The sequence below is a fragment of the Pseudomonas fluorescens genome (assembly GCF_001902145.1).
Taxonomy (GTDB): Bacteria; Pseudomonadota; Gammaproteobacteria; order Pseudomonadales; family Pseudomonadaceae; genus Aquipseudomonas; species Aquipseudomonas fluorescens_BV.
Map to the genome: position 1 here is coordinate 18,654 of NZ_MRST01000019.1, position 15,483 is coordinate 34,136.

The 15,483-nt window shown below is 60.5% G+C and carries 12 protein-coding genes; 6 read left to right on the forward strand and 6 right to left on the reverse strand.

Annotated elements, in window-relative coordinates; genetic code table 11:
- Positions 1-207 precede the first annotated feature (207 nt).
- From BUE92_RS06125 to BUE92_RS06150, 6 genes are all read left to right on the forward strand, one after another.
- The gene (locus tag BUE92_RS06125; RefSeq protein WP_073522567.1) at positions 208-1,356 is read left to right on the forward strand and encodes an efflux RND transporter periplasmic adaptor subunit; all 1,149 of its coding nucleotides are present in this window, start codon (positions 208-210) and stop codon (positions 1,354-1,356) included.
- Between the two features lie 3 nt (positions 1,357-1,359).
- Positions 1,360-4,521, forward strand: a complete 3,162-nt coding sequence (locus BUE92_RS06130) for an efflux RND transporter permease subunit (RefSeq protein WP_073522569.1) — start codon at positions 1,360-1,362, stop codon at positions 4,519-4,521.
- The gene (gene adeC, locus BUE92_RS06135) at positions 4,518-5,975 is read left to right on the forward strand and encodes an AdeC/AdeK/OprM family multidrug efflux complex outer membrane factor (RefSeq protein WP_073522571.1); all 1,458 of its coding nucleotides are present in this window, start codon (positions 4,518-4,520) and stop codon (positions 5,973-5,975) included. Before BUE92_RS06130 ends, adeC begins: the two co-directional genes overlap by 4 nt.
- Before the next feature lie 181 nt (positions 5,976-6,156).
- Positions 6,157-7,407 (forward strand): OprD family porin, encoded by a 1,251-nt coding sequence (locus BUE92_RS06140; RefSeq protein WP_073522573.1) that lies wholly within the window; start codon positions 6,157-6,159, stop codon positions 7,405-7,407.
- Positions 7,408-7,489: 82 nt separating this feature from the next.
- Complete coding sequence (locus BUE92_RS06145; RefSeq protein WP_073522575.1) at positions 7,490-8,389, forward strand: polysaccharide deacetylase family protein; 900 nt, start codon at positions 7,490-7,492, stop codon at positions 8,387-8,389.
- 108 nt (positions 8,390-8,497) lie between these two features.
- Positions 8,498-10,111: a M91 family zinc metallopeptidase gene (locus BUE92_RS06150; protein WP_073522576.1), complete on the forward strand. Its 1,614-nt coding sequence runs from the start codon at positions 8,498-8,500 to the stop codon at positions 10,109-10,111.
- On the opposite strand, the gene pcaC is transcribed toward BUE92_RS06150, so the two are convergent.
- From pcaC to pcaH, 6 genes are all read right to left on the reverse strand, one after another.
- The gene (gene pcaC, locus BUE92_RS06155) at positions 10,108-10,506 is read right to left on the reverse strand and encodes a 4-carboxymuconolactone decarboxylase (RefSeq protein WP_073522578.1); all 399 of its coding nucleotides are present in this window, start codon (positions 10,504-10,506) and stop codon (positions 10,108-10,110) included. The two genes, BUE92_RS06150 and pcaC, sit on opposite strands and share 4 nt — an antisense overlap.
- 10 nt (positions 10,507-10,516) lie before the next feature.
- Positions 10,517-11,308, reverse strand: coding sequence for a 3-oxoadipate enol-lactonase (gene pcaD / locus BUE92_RS06160; protein ID WP_073522581.1), 792 nt, complete (start codon positions 11,306-11,308; stop codon positions 10,517-10,519).
- 10 nt (positions 11,309-11,318) lie between these two features.
- Positions 11,319-12,683, reverse strand: coding sequence for a 3-carboxy-cis,cis-muconate cycloisomerase (locus BUE92_RS06165; protein WP_073522583.1), 1,365 nt, complete (start codon positions 12,681-12,683; stop codon positions 11,319-11,321).
- Between the two features lie 10 nt (positions 12,684-12,693).
- On the reverse strand, positions 12,694-13,989 hold the full coding sequence (locus BUE92_RS06170; RefSeq protein WP_014717296.1) for an MFS family transporter: 1,296 nt from the start codon (positions 13,987-13,989) through the stop codon (positions 12,694-12,696).
- Between the two features lie 208 nt (positions 13,990-14,197).
- Positions 14,198-14,764 (reverse strand): protocatechuate 3,4-dioxygenase subunit alpha, encoded by a 567-nt coding sequence (gene pcaG / locus BUE92_RS06175; protein WP_073522586.1) that lies wholly within the window; start codon positions 14,762-14,764, stop codon positions 14,198-14,200.
- 1 nt (position 14,765) lies between these two features.
- Positions 14,766-15,470: a protocatechuate 3,4-dioxygenase subunit beta gene (gene pcaH / locus BUE92_RS06180; RefSeq protein WP_073522588.1), complete on the reverse strand. Its 705-nt coding sequence runs from the start codon at positions 15,468-15,470 to the stop codon at positions 14,766-14,768.
- Positions 15,471-15,483: the final 13 nt, after the last annotated feature.

Consider the following 15,483-nt stretch of genomic DNA (forward strand, 5'->3'; position numbering starts at 1 on the left):
GTGGGACGACACCGCCAGGGGCGCCGAACGTACTAGAATCGAGGCTTGCAGCGGTGCTTTGTCAACATTCCGCAAAGCCTGTCAAGAGTTTACAAACAACCATGAACGTAAGTATATTGCGTAGCAAGCTACTTATCCACTCACGGCTTGTTTTTTACCCTTCCACACTTCTTGTGCGCACTCTGCGCGCCTGACCCGAGGATCTTCATGCAACTTAAGCCAGCTGTTACCGCTCTGGTCACTGCCGTCGCCCTGGCATCGCTGCTCAGCGGATGTAAAAAGGAAGAAGCGGCACCGCCCGCTCAAACCCCTCAGGTCGGCGTGGTCACCATTCAACCGCAAGCCTATACCCTGACCACCGAGCTGCCAGGCCGCACCACGGCCTACCGCATCGCGGAAGTCCGGCCTCAGGTCAACGGCATCATTCTCAAGCGCCTGTTCAAGGAAGGCGCCGACGTGAAGGAAGGGCAACAGCTCTACCAGATCGACCCGTCGGTGTATGAGGCCACGCTCAAAAGCGCCCAGGCCAGCCTGACCCAGACCAAGTCCATCACCGATCGCTACAAGCAATTGGTCGAGGAGCAAGCCGTCAGCCGTCAGGAATACGACACTGCCGTCGCCAACCGCATGACCGCAGAAGCAAACGTGCAAACCGCCCAGATCAACGTGCGCTACACCAAGGTGTACGCGCCGATCTCCGGGCGCATTGGCCGTTCTTCGGTGACCGAAGGCGCACTGGTCAGCAATGGCCAGACCGACGCCATGGCGGTGATCCAGCAACTGGACCCGATCTACGTCGACGTCACGCAATCTTCGGCTGAAATGCTCAAGCTGCGTCGCGACCTGGCAAGTGGCCAACTGGAAAAAGCCGGCGAAAACGCCGCCAAGGTCAAGCTGACCCTGGAAGACGGCACGCCCTACGCCCAGGACGGCAAGCTCGAGTTCTCCGAAGTGTCGGTCGACCAGACCACCGGTTCCGTGACCCTGCGTGCCGTGTTCCCCAACCCTGACCACGTGCTGCTGCCGGGTATGTTCGTGCACGCCCAACTGCTGGCCGGTGTGAACAGCAAGGCCATCCTGGCTCCGCAACAAGGCGTGACCCGTGACCTGAGGGGCATTCCGGTAGCACTGATCGTGAACAAGGACAACAAGGTCGAGCAACGCGAACTGGTTGCCAACCGTACCGCTGGCGCCTACTGGCTGGTGGAAAAAGGCCTGGACGCTGGTGACCGTGTGATCACCGAGGGCCTGCAATTCATCAAGCCGGGCATTGAGGTACAGGTCAAGGACGCTGCCAACGCTAAACCCGCCGGTACTGCTGCAGCGCCTGCTGCCGCTGCTGGTCAAGGGGAGTAATCCATGTCGAAATTTTTTATCGACCGTCCCATTTTCGCCTGGGTAATTGCCCTGGTGATCATGTTGGTCGGGGCACTGTCGATCCTGAAGTTGCCCATCAACCAATACCCGGCCATTGCGCCAACGGCCATTGATATCCAGGTGACCTACCCAGGCGCATCCGCACAAACCGTGCAGGACACCGTGGTGCAGGTCATCGAGCAACAGCTCAACGGTATCGACAACCTGCGTTATGTCTCCTCGGACAGTAACTCCGACGGCAGCATGACCATCACCGTGACGTTCAACCAGGGTACCAACCCGGATATCGCCCAGGTTCAGGTCCAGAACAAGCTGAACCTGGCCACCCCGCTGCTGCCGCAAGAAGTGCAGCAGCAGGGTATCCGTGTGACCAAGTCGGTGAAGAACTTCCTGATGGTGATCGGTCTGGTGTCGGAAGACGGCAGCATGACCAAGGACGACCTCTCCAACTACATCGTGTCCAACATCCAGGACCCGATCTCCCGTACCGCGGGGGTGGGTGACTTCCAGGTGTTCGGTTCGCAGTACGCCATGCGTATCTGGCTCGACCCGGCCAAGCTGAACAACTACCAGCTCACGCCCGTGGATGTCAGCAATGCCATCAAGGCCCAGAACGTGCAGGTGGCTACCGGCCAACTGGGCGGCCTGCCTGCCCTGCCCGGCACCCAGCTGAACGCCACGATCATCGGCAAGACGCGCCTGCAAAGCACCGAGGAATTCGCCAAGATCCTGATGAAGGTGAACACCGACGGCTCCCAGGTTCGCCTGGGTGACGTCGCGCGCATCGAACTGGGCGGCCAGAACTACAGCATCAGTGCACAGTTCAACGGCAAGCCGGCCTCGGGTATGGCGATCAAGCTGGCATCCGGTGCCAACGCACTGGACACCGGCAAGGCCATCCGCGAAACGGTTGCGTCCCTGGAACCGTTCTTCCCGCCTGGCATGAAGGCGGTGGTGCCGTATGACACCACCCCGGTGGTAACCGAGTCGATCTCGGGTGTGGTTGACACCCTGGTCGAAGCGATCGTGCTGGTGTTCCTGGTGATGTTCCTGTTCTTGCAGAACTTTCGCGCCACCATCATCACCACCATGACCGTACCGGTGGTATTGCTGGGTACCTTCGGGATCCTGGCGGCGTTCGGTTTCACCATCAACACCCTGACCATGTTCGGCATGATCCTGGCCATCGGCTTGCTGGTGGACGATGCCATCGTGGTGGTGGAAAACGTCGAACGGGTAATGGCCGAGGAGCATCTGTCGCCCAAAGAAGCGACGATCAAGTCCATGGGCCAGATCCAGGGCGCCCTGGTGGGTATTGCCCTGGTACTGTCGGCGGTACTGCTGCCAATGGCGTTCTTCGGTGGTTCCACCGGTGTGATCTACCGGCAGTTCTCCATCACCATTGTTTCGGCGATGGCGTTGTCGGTACTGGTTGCCCTGATCTTCACCCCGGCCTTGTGCGCCACCATGCTCAAGCCGATTGATCCAGAAACCCACGGCCAGCCCAAGCGCGGCTTCTTCGGCTGGTTCAACCGCACCTTCGACCGTGGCGTACTCAAGTACGAGCGCGGCGTGGGCGGCATGATCAAGCACAAGATCCCGGCATTCCTGGTGTATGCGCTGATCCTGGCCGGCATGATCTGGATGTTTACCCGTATTCCAAGCGCGTTCCTGCCTGAGGAAGACCAGGGTGTGATCTTCGCCCAGGTGCAGACACCGGTCGGTGCTTCGGCTGAGCGCACGCAAAAAGTCGTCGACGACATGCGCGCCTTCCTGCTGAACGACAAGGAAGGCGAGCCAGGCGAAGGCAAGGCGGTGAAGTCGGTGTTTACCGTGAACGGCTTCAACTTCGCCGGTCGTGGCCAGAGCTCGGGGCTTGCGTTCGTAATGCTCAAGCCGTGGGATGAGCGTGACTCGACCCAATCGGTGTTCGAAGTGGCCAAGCGTGCCCAGGGTTACTTCTTCGGGGCCTTCAAGGACGCCATGGTTTTCGCCATCGTGCCGCCTTCGGTGCTGGAGCTGGGTAACGCCACCGGTTTCGACGTGTTCCTGCAAGACCAGGGTGGCGTCGGCCACGACAAGCTGATGGCGGCACGTAACCAGTTCCTGGGTGCGGCGGCGCAAAGCAAGGTACTGGCCGGCGTACGTCCTAACGGCGTGAACGATGAGCCACAGTACGAGCTGACCGTGGACGACGAAAAGGCCAGTGCCCAGGGCATCAGCCTGGCGGATATCCAGCAGACCCTGGCCATTGCCTTGGGTGGTAGCTACATCAACGACTTCATCGACCGTGGTCGCGTGAAGAAGGTGTATGTACAAGGTGACGCCGCCAGCCGGATGTCGCCCGAAGACCTGGACAAATGGTTCGTGCGCAGCAACGACGGGAAAATGGTGCCGCTGTCGGCCATCTCGTCGGGCCAGTGGATCTACGGTTCGCCCAAGCTTTCGCGATACAACGGTGTAGCGGCGATGGAAATCCTCGGTACCCCGGCACCGGGCTACAGTACCGGTGATGCGATGGCCGAAGTCGAACGCATTGCCAAAGAGCTGCCGGCCGGTATCGGTTATGCCTGGACAGGCCTGTCGTACGAAGAACGCCTGTCCGGTTCCCAGGCGCCAGCCCTGTACGCACTGTCGCTGCTAGTGGTGTTCCTGTGCCTGGCGGCACTGTACGAAAGCTGGTCGATCCCGATCGCGGTGATTCTGGTTGTACCCCTGGGTGTGATCGGCGCACTGATCGCCACCAGCATGCGTGGCTTGTCCAACGACGTGTTCTTCCAGGTAGGCCTGTTGGTAACGGTGGGCCTGGCGGCGAAAAACGCCATCCTCATCGTGGAGTTCGCCAAGGAACTGCATGAGCAAGGCAAAGGCATCGTCGAGGCGGCTATCGAAGCGTCCCGCATGCGTCTGCGCCCGATCATCATGACCTCGTTGGCGTTCATGCTCGGCGTACTGCCGCTGGCGATCTCCACGGGCGCCGGCTCAGGCAGCCAGCATGCGATCGGTACCGGCGTGATCGGCGGTATGATCACGGCCACTGTGCTGGCGATCTTCTGGGTACCGCTGTTCTACGCAACGGTATCCGCCGCTGGCGAGCGTAAAAAGAAAGACACTACTGAAACTCCTAAAGAGGCTGGCCAATGAGCAAGTCGCTACTTTCCCTAGCCGTCACCGCATTCGTGCTCAGTGGCTGCTCGCTGATACCTGACTATCAGCGTCCCGATGCGCCGGTGGCCGCCCAGTTCCCGCAGGGGCCGGCGTATTCGTCGGCCCAGGCGCCGAGCCAGGCAGCCGCCGAGCAAGGCTGGAAGCAGTTTTTCCATGACCCTGCCCTGCAACAGCTGATCCAGACCGCGTTGGTGAACAACCGTGACCTGCGTGTCGCGGCGCTGAACATCGACGCCTATGCAGCGCAATATCAAATCCAACGTGCCGACCTGTTCCCGGCCGTGTCGGCCACCGGTAACGGCAGCCGTTCGCGCACCCCGGCCAAGCTGTCGCAGACCGGCGAATCGACCATTGCCAGCCAGTACTCGGCGGGCCTGGGCATCAGTTCGTATGAGCTGGACCTGTTCGGTCGCGTACGCAGCCTCAGTGAAGAGGCGCTGCAAAAGTACTTCGCCACTGAAGAAGCACGTCGCAGCACCCAAATCAGCCTGGTGGCCAGCGTGGCCAATGCCTACCTGACCTGGCAGGCCGACAAGGAGCTGCTCAAGCTGACCCAGGACACCCTGGCGGCCTTCGAGCAGAGCTACAAGCTCACCTCGCGCAGCAATGAAGTCGGCGTGGCCTCGGCCCTCGACCTCAGCCAGGCACGCACCTCGGTGGAAAACGCCCGTGTGCAACTGGCCCGTTACACCCGCCAGGTGGCCCAGGACGAAAACAGCCTGACCCTGCTGCTGGGCACCGGCCTGCCGGCGAATATCGCCAGCAAGCCGCTGTCCGATGACCTGCTCAGCGAAGTGCCGGCCGGGTTGCCATCGGACCTGCTGCAACGTCGCCCAGACATCGTGCAAGCCGAGTACAACCTCAAGGCCGCCAACGCCAACATCGGCGCTGCCCGTGCGGCGTTCTTCCCGAGCATCAGCCTGACCGCCAGCGCCGGCACTGCCAGCCCTACCCTGGGTGGCCTGTTCAAAGGCGGTTCGGGTACCTGGGCGTTTGCCCCGCAGATCAACATCCCGATCTTCAACGCCGGTAGCCTGCGCGCAAGCCTGGACTACTCCAAGATCCAGAAAGAGATCAACGTGGCCAACTACGAGAAGGCCATCCAGACCGGCTTCCAGGAAGTCTCCGACGGCCTGGCCGCACGGGAGACCTACAAGCAGCAACTGGATGCCCAACGCGGCTTCGTCGAGGCTAACCAGGATTACTACCGCCTGGCCGAGCGTCGCTACCGCATTGGTGTCGACAGCAACCTGACCTTCCTCGACGCCCAGCGCCAACTGTTCAGTGCCCAGCAATCGCTGATCACCGACCGTTTGGCGCAGCTCACCAGCGAGGTCAACCTGTACAAGGCCCTCGGCGGTGGCTGGAACGAGCAGACTGCGAAGAACGAGCCATTGAAAGAAGAAGCACCGCCGTTGAAGTTGTTCTGATAGCGCAGGTGTGAAAAACCGCTTCCCTTACCGGAAGCGGTTTTTTTATGCCTGCATTGTTGCCCTTACAACTTGCGTTCGATCATCGCCCACAACCCACCCTCCCCTACTTTCATCGCCCCTGCACCGCCGCGCACCATGGCCGCCACCTGCATAAACCCAATAACAACAGGTTCACACCATGAGCACTTTCAAACCGCGCCAGCTATTGCTGGCGGCTGCTGTCGCCAGTTCTGCCCTGCCCGTTTTCGCCCAGGAGCACGGCTTTCTCGAAGACGCCAGCGCCAACCTCAACCTGCGTAATTTCTTCTTCAACCGCAACTACACCAATCCGACCAAGGTTCAGGGTGGCGCGCAGGAGTGGACGCAAAGTTTCATTCTCGACGCCAAGTCCGGGTTCACCCAAGGCACAGTCGGTTTTGGTGTGGATGTGCTGGGCTTGTACTCGCTCAAGCTCGATGGCGGGCGTGGCACGGGTGGCACGCAGTTGCTGCCGCTGGACCATGACGGTCGGCCAGCCGATGAGTTTGGCCGGCTGGGCGTGGCATTCAAGGCGCGCGTTTCCAAAACCGAGCTGAAGGTGGGCGAATGGATGCCGGTGCTGCCGATCCTGCGCTCCGACGATGGCCGCTCCCTGCCACAGACCCTGCGGGGTGGGCAGATCACCTCGAAGGAAATCGACGGACTGACCCTCTATGCCGGCCAATTCCGCGCCAATAGCCCGCGGGACGACGGCAGCATGAGCGATATGTCGATGTTCGGCAAAACCGCCTTCACCTCCGACCGCTTCAATTTCCAGGGCGCCGAATACGCATTCAACGACAAACGCACCCAAGTCGGCGTGTGGAATGCCCAGCTCAAGGACATCTACAGCCAGCAGTTCGTCAATCTGATCCACAGCCAGCCTGTGGGCGACTGGACCCTGGGCGCCAACCTGGGCTTCTTCTACGGCAAGGAAGACGGCAGCGCCCGCGCCGGCGACCTGAACAACAAAACCTGGTCCGGTTTGTTCTCGGCCAGGTATGGCGGCAACACCTTCTACGTCGGCCTGCAAAAACTCACCGGCGACAGTGCCTGGATGCGCGTCAACGGCACCAGCGGCGGCACCCTGGCCAACGACAGCTACAACTCCAGCTACGACAACGCACAGGAAAAATCCTGGCAGGTTCGCCACGACTACAACTTCGCCGCCCTCGGTGTACCGGGCCTGACCCTGATGAACCGCTATATCAGCGGCAGCAACGTGCACACCGGCACCATCACCGACGGCAAGGAGTGGGGCCGCGAGACCGAAGTGGGTTATACGGTGCAGAGCGGCACCCTGAAAAACGTCAACGTGCGCTGGCGTAATTCGAGCATGCGCCGCGACTACAGCAACAACGAGTTCGATGAAAACCGGTTGATCGTCAGCTACCCCATAAGTCTGCTGTAAACCGGCGCCGGACTTACTGTATGGTGCGCGCCTGCCGCTGCTGATCCCCCAAGCAGCGGCCTTTATCGAGCCTGCGTACCTGATGAAACCCTTTGCCGTAGCGAGCGTATTATTTGCCCTGGCCCTGAGCCTGAGCGGCTGCATCGGCGCGCCCATTGCCCTGACACCGGCAACCCAGCAACGCTTGCAAGCCCAGGCGCCGATCCGCTTTCTGCTGACCTTCGATGACGGCCCAAGCGCCTCGGGCTACAACAACCCGAGCCGTTCGGTAGTGGCGGACCTGGCCAATAACCCGGTGCTGCCGGGGATCAAAGCGGTGTTCTTTCTGCAGACCGAAGCGGCCCGCTCCGGCGGCAGTACCCGGGGGCGCAAGACCATGGAACGTGAATTCGCCGCTGGCCATGTCCTGGCCTTTCACACCGCCACGGCGTTTCACACCAATCATCGCTGGTTGAACGACGCCACCCTGGAACACACCCTTACCGAAGGGGCCGCAGACATTGCCGCCATCACGGGCGCCCCCCCAGTGCTGGTACGCCCGCCCTTCTGGAACTACGACAAGCGCACCTTCGCCGCCTACCAACGCCACGGCATGCAGGTACTGCTGACGGACCTGAGCGCCAATGACGGCAAGATCTGGGGCTTCAATGCCAGCCCGCGCCGCCGGGCCAACCTGTATCGACAATTGTCGGTGGTGCGTGAGCGTATTGCCTTGGGTGAGCTGCCGACGGTGGAGGGAGTGATCCCGGTGGTGGTGACCTTCCATGACATCAACCGCTACACCGCGCGGCATATGCAGGAGTACTTGCAGATCCTGATGGACAGCGCGCGGATCAACGGATTGAAGACCGCTGACGAGCCGTTCTATACCGACACGGCCCAGGTTGAACGCGCGGCGATTGCGCGAACCGTGAAAAATGTGGACGACCCAGTGCATTTGCCTGGGATTTGGAATCTGGTGTGGGACGCAGACTCTCATTAACCTCGTCGCAACAACGGATAACATCTGCTGCCGTCCCCGCCCACCTGCTGTCGGGAACCTCAATTCCAGCATCACCACTCAGGGTCAACACACAATGAGATGACCCACATGAATACGTCTTCGCTATCTGGCGCATACGCCGTCAATCCACAACCCATGGCGCCCGTGGAGGCACCTTCCAGCACAACGTCACCGCGACCACCCATCCAGATCAACGCTAAATCTGCCGGGTATGTAGGACCGGACAGGACAGTGGATTTCCTGTACTTTTCCAGCCATTCCAGGCTCGCGCCTGATCAGGACCCGCTAGACACAACCCAAAAAAAATACATCAACACCGATGTGTTGCGTCATGACGCGAACGTAAAGATCTATCAGGAGATAACTTACTCAAGCAAAAACGGCAAGCCGATAGGGGCTACTGGTAATGAATGTGTAATCGAGACAACTGACCGTGCCGATAAGGTCATTATCAAAAAAGGCCCGGACGACAGTCTGGTCGCCACCATCAATAACATTCCGTATCAACTGAACCTTGCTCGCTCCTCTGACGGAGCTGAAATCCAGCCCCTGCGCATAAGAACCAAAGGCGGCGACGACTGCGTTGTGATCCACCCAGACGTTAATAACGACATTCGCATTGAACTGGGCGAGGGCAATGATTACGCCCGTGCTGGCTCGGGTAATACGCGTCTATATGGGGGCGCAGGGAATGACCGGCTAAAACTGGGCAGCGGCATCGGCATCGCATTTGGTGATGATGGCGACGATTTACTCATCGCAGGCTCCGGCAGTGGCATTCTCAAGGGAAACAACGGTAATGACCGCATGCAGTCAGGAGAGGGTTCTGCTGATCGCCATATCTACATGGACGGTGGTGACGGTCACGACTTTATGATTAGCACCAGCAATGACTCCCCAAACCCGATAGTCATGCATGGAGGCAAAGGTGAAAACCTGATAGTCACGCAGGGCCCTGCCACGATTTATACCGGGCGCGACAAAAATATTGTCAGGTCCAATAGCGATGACACCGTCATTTATGCCAAGCCTTCGGACGAGATTCACCGCACGCCAGGTTCCACGCTCATTCACACGCAATACCGCGAAGCAGGAAAAAGTGGCTATGTCGTTGAAGGCTCTCCCGAGTTCATACAATACGTAGAGGACGACATGGAACTGCTGAGAATGTCCCTGCCAGGCAAAAAAATGTTAAGCACTGCCGATAACTCGGCCCAGCGCAATGACTCTCCGGTGCACATCACTGAAACGGCTGATGATAACGGCTCTTACATTTTTAATAACGCAGCGGTGCGCAACCACCTGGCTACAGGTAAATCCCTGGAGACCCTTGAACCAGCAGCCCAGGGCTACATTGCCCACAATCAACGTGGCGCCTTCGCGACGGGCGCACAATTACAATACAACCCCTCCTTCGTGCCTAATGACGAAACTGCTCCGGTCAACGTCCTATTCCATGAAATGGCCCACGCCTACAATGGGGCCACGGGTACCTTCCTCGAAGGTCAAACAGTCATAGACGAGAATCCTGAGGGCGAGCCCAACGACGAACGTCAAGCAGTAGGCTTGCCTACAGATGCATTATCGTTCGATTTTGACGATCATCGTGCAACCGAGCCCACGACAAGCAACCCCCCTGCATTTACTGAAAATGCACTGAAGGAAGAAATGCGCCGCCCACTACGTACGGAATACACCTAGACCGCGCCCCGCGACTCCACGCCCAACTCATCCCACACTGACTCCGCCAGGTGAAACGTCGCGTTCGCCGCCGGGATCCCGCAGTAAATCGCACTCTGCATCAGCACTTCCTTGATCTCGGCGCGGGTCACGCCGTTGCTGGCGGCGGCACGCAGGTGCAGCTTCAGTTCTTCACTGCGGTTCATGCCGATCAGCATCGCGATGGTGATCAGGCTGCGGGTATGCCGAGGCAGGCCGGGGCGGGTCCAGATGTCACCCCAGGCGTGGCGGGTGATCATTTCCTGGAACTCGCTGTTGAACTCGGTCAGGGCATTGAGGCTGCGGTTTACATGGGCATCGCCCAGTACTTCGCGGCGCACCTGCAGGCCCTCGGCGTAACGTTGTTTCTCGTCCACAAATAGCTCCTCAGTGGGCCTGCAAAAATTCGATCACACGGTTGCTGAACGCAGCACCGGCCTGAACGTTGGACAGGTGCGCCGCATAGAACTCAGCATATTCGGCGCCCCGCACATGGCTCTGGATAAAGTGGCCGCCGGCTGGCGGCGTCACCGCGTCTTCAGTGCCGGCAATCACCAGGGTCGGCACCGTGATCGAGGACAATTGCTCACGAAAATCCGCATCGCGCACGGCAGCGCAGTTGGCGGCATACCCCTCGGGCGACGTGGCCGCGAGCATGTCGGTGATCTGCTTGGCCTGGTGTGGGTTGGCGGCGGCAAAATCTGCGGTGAACCAGCGCGCAATCGACGCATCGCGCAGCGCCACCATCGCGGCTGCGCCATCACGCAGGACCATTTCGATACGGGGGTTCCACACCTCGGGCGTACCGATCTTGGCCGCGGTGTTACACACCACCAGGCGTTGCAGGCGCTCGCCGGCATGAATGCCCAGCCATTGGCCGATCAAGCCGCCCATGGACAGCCCGCAAAAATGCGCCTTCTGGATATCCAGCGCATCCAGCAGCGCGATCACGTCTCGACCCAGTTGCTCGATGCTGTAAGGCCCCTCGGTCACCAGGGATTGGCCGTGGCCACGGGTGTCGAATCGCAGCACACGAAAATGCTCGGTGAAGGCCGGGATCTGGATATCCCACATATGCAGGTCGGTACCCAGGGAATTGGACAGCACCAATACCGGTGCGTCGGCGGGCCCCTCGAGTTGGTAATGCAGTTCGCCCTCGGCGAGTTGTACAAAAGCCACAGCGGTCTCCTCAGGCAGTCAAAGCAAAATGTTCGGTCACCGCACGCGTGACCCAGGTAGACGCCTGGCCCAGGTAGTGGGCCGGGTCGAGCAGGCGATCCAGTTCAGCCGCCGACAGCTCGGCGGTGACGTGCGGCTCATCCGCCAGTACCGCGCGCAAATGGCGCTGCTCGGCGACCGCACGTTTACAGCACTGCTCCAGCAGATGGTGCGCGGTGTCGCGGCCCACGCGTTGGGCGAGCACGATACTCACCGCTTCGGCCAGCACCAGGCCCTGGGTCAGGTCGAGGTTCTGCGCCATGCGTTCGGCATTCACCTCCAGCCCTTCACTGACCAGCAGTGCCTGGTGCAAGGCACCGGACACCAAGCGGCAAATCTCGGGCAAGGTCTCCCATTCGGCGTGCCACAACCCCAGGCTGCGTTCGTGTTCCTGGGGCATGGCGCTGAACATCGTCCCCACCAGGCCCGGTACGCGGGTGGCCGCGCTGATCAGCACCGCGGCGCCCACCGGGTTACGCTTGTGCGGCATGGTGGACGAACCGCCCTTGCCCGGCGCCGAAGGCTCGAACACCTCCGCCGCTTCGGTCTGCATCAACAGGCTGATATCGCGGCCCAACTTGCCGAGGCTGCCGGCGATCAGGCCGAGCAGGCTGGCAAACTCCACCAGGCGATCACGCTGGGTGTGCCAGGGTTGCTCCGGCAAGCCCAGTTGCAACTCGGCCGCCAAGGCCTCAGCCACAGGCATGGCGTGTTCGCCGAGGGCCGCCAAAGTGCCCGACGCGCCGCCAAATTGCAGCACCAACAAGCGTGGTTTCAATTCGGCCAGGCGCTGGCGACTGCGCGTCACCGCGCCCAGCCAACCGGCGATTTTCATCCCCAGGGTGACCGGCGTCGCGTGCTGCAACCAGGTGCGCCCGGCCAACGGCACGGTGGCGTAACGCTGGGCCTGGGCGGCCAACACCTCCCCCAGGCGAGCCAGGTCGGCCTCGATCAGTTCCACCCCACGGCGCAGTTGCAGCACCAGGCCCGTGTCCATCACGTCCTGACTGGTTGCGCCCAGGTGTACATAACGCTCGGCGTCGGCGTCCTCACTGGCGATCAACTTGCCCAACGCCTTCACCAATGGAATCGCCGAGTTGCCCGCCGTGGCAATCGCGCTGCCAAGGGTATCCACGTCATACAGCGACGCCAGACACGCCTGGGCAATCGGTGCGACGGCGGCCTGGGGAATCAACCCTACCTGGGCCTGCGCCCGAGCCAGTGCGGCTTCGAAATCCAGCATGCCCTGCAAGCGCCCCTGGTCACAGAACACCTCGGCCATGCTGTCAGCAGTGAAATAAGCGTCGAACAGTTGATTGCTCGTGCGCAACGTCATAACTCATCCCTTACAGATCGTGATGCAGGTACGCCGCCTGTTTCGGCAGGCGCAAGCTGAACAGGAAGGCCACCGCCATCATCGCGGTGACGTACCAATAAAAGGTGTTTTCCATGCCGATGGATTTGAGGCTCAGCGCAACCACTTCTGCCGAACCGCCAAACACCGCGTTAGCCACCGCGTACGCCAGGCCCACACCCAAGGCACGCACCTGCGGCGGGAACATCTCCGCTTTGACCAGGCCGCTGATGGAGGTGTAGAAGCTGACAATCGCCAAGGCCAGGGTGATCAGCACAAATGCCAAAAACGGGCTGGTCACGGTTTTCAAGGTCAGCAGGATCGGCACGGTGAACAGCGTGCCAAGGCCGGCAAACCAGAGCATCGAATTACGCCGGCCAATCTTGTCGGCCAACATGCCGAACAACGGCTGCATACACATGTACAGGAACAGCGCGCCGGTCATGATGTAGCTCGACGTCTTGGCGTGCATGCCCACGGTATTCACCAGGTACTTCTGCATGTAGGTGGTGAAGGTGTAGAAAATCAGCGAGCCGCCGGCGGTGTAGCCCAGCACCGTGATGAAGGCTTTGCCGTGGTCGCGAAACAGCGCGACGATACTGCCGGCGTCCTTGTCTTCGCGCATTTCCTTGCTGGTGGTTTCTTTCAGGGTGCGACGCAGCAGTAGGGAGATCACGGCGGCTATGGCGCCGATCACAAACGGGATGCGCCAGCCCCAGGCACGCAGTTCTTCTTCGGTGAGGATCTGTTGCAGGATCACCACCACCAGCACCGCCAGCAACTGGCCGCCAATCAGGGTCACGTACTGGAACGAAGCAAAGAAGCCACGCTGGCCCTTGAGCGCGACTTCACTCATGTAAGTGGCCGTGGTGCCGTATTCGCCGCCCACCGACAAGCCCTGGAACAGCCGCGCCACCAACAGCAACGCCGGCGCCCAGGCACCGATGGCGTTGTAGGTGGGCAAGAAAGCGATAACCAGGGAGCCGCCGCACATCATCAGCACCGAGATCATCATCGAGTTCTTGCGCCCGTGCTTGTCGGCCACCCGGCCAAACAACCAGCCACCGATCGGTCGCATCAGGAACCCGGCGGCAAACACACCGGCGGTGTTGAGCAACTGCACCGTGGGGTCGTCCGAGGGGAAAAACGCCGGAGCAAAATAAATCGCGCAGAAGGCATAGACGTAGAAGTCGAACCATTCGACCAGGTTGCCGGAGGACGCACCGACAATCGCAAAGATCCGTTTGCTGCGTTCTTCTCCGGTGTAGTGGCTGGTTTTTGTTGTCATGTTTTTTACTCAGTGGGAACGGTTATAGCCTAGACATACTTTGCAACAACCCTGTTCCGCAAGCAGACTTTTGGATAGGTGGAGCCTGAAGCCTTACCCCTGTAGGAGCGAGCTTGCTCGCGAAAAACCTGAGAGCGCCGCGTTCATTCAAGCTGACCGCGTTATCGTTGGCGATTTTCGCGAGCAAGCTCGCTCCTACAAGGACCGGTCAATAGTCGAAGAACACCGTTTCCTTATCTGTGCCCTGCAAAATCACATTCCACTGATAAACCCCTGCCGCATCCGCCTGGGCAATCAAGGTGCCACGACGTTCTGCCGGCACACACGCCAGCAACGGGTCATCGCCGTTCAAGGCCTCACCGTCAAAATAAATCCGCGTCAGCAAGTGCTTCACCAACCCACGGGCAAACACCAGCACCACCAAGTGCGGCGCCTGGGTGGTGCCCTTGAGCCCCGGCACGCTGCCCGGCTTGATGGTGGTAAAGCGGAAACGCCCTTCGGCATCCACCGGCACGCGGCCAAAGCCTTCGAAGTTCGGGTCTAGCGCTTTGTCCTGTTCGTCTTCGGGGTGGGCATATTTGCCGGCGGCATTGGCTTGCCAGACTTCCAGCATGGCGTCGTTGACGACATCACCGTTGCCGTCCACCACTTGCCCGCTGATCGCCACGCGTTCGCCGAGGGTGGCGGTGACGGTCAGGTCTTCACGGTTCAGCCAGGTCAGGCCGATGTGGTAATACGGCCCGACGGTGTGGGACGTGGTCGCGTTGAGTGTCATCTCATTTCTCCATCGGCGTGGCGTCGCGGCCGCGCAGGACGATGTCCCAGCGGTAGCCGAGGGCATAGGAAGGAATGGTTTTTTCCAGGTCGAAGCTAGCGATCAAGCGTTGCTTGGCGCTGGTATCCGGCACGCAGTTGTAGATCGGGTCGTACTCCAGCAACGGATCGCCCGGGAAATACATTTGCGTCACCAAGCGCGTCAGCACACTGGGGCCGAACAGCGAAAAGTGGATATGCGCCGGGCGCCAGGCGTTGTGGTGGTTGCCCCACGGGTAGGCGCCGGGCTTGATGGTCTGGAATTGGTACCAGCCGTCGGCGTCGGTGACGGTGCGCCCGGTGCCGGTGAAATTCGGGTCCAGGGGCGCATAGTGCAGGTCGCGCTTATGGTTGTAGCGGCCGGCGGCATTGGCCTGCCAGATCTCCACGAGGATGCCCGGCACTGGCAATCCGTTTTCGTCCAGCACACGGCCATGAATGATGATGCGCTCGCCTTGCGGCTCGCCCTCGTGCTGGGCTGTCAGGTCGTTGTCCTTCTCATTGATACGTTCGGCGCCGATGGTCGGGCCGGTGATTTCCGACAAGGAATGGGGCAGGAACACCAAAGGCTGGGACGGCGAACGCAGGTTCGTCGACTGGTAGGCCGGGTGCAGGTAATCAGGTTGAGTGCCCGCTTGCGGGCGCCGATAACCGGGCTTGTCACTCATGGAGCAATCCTCT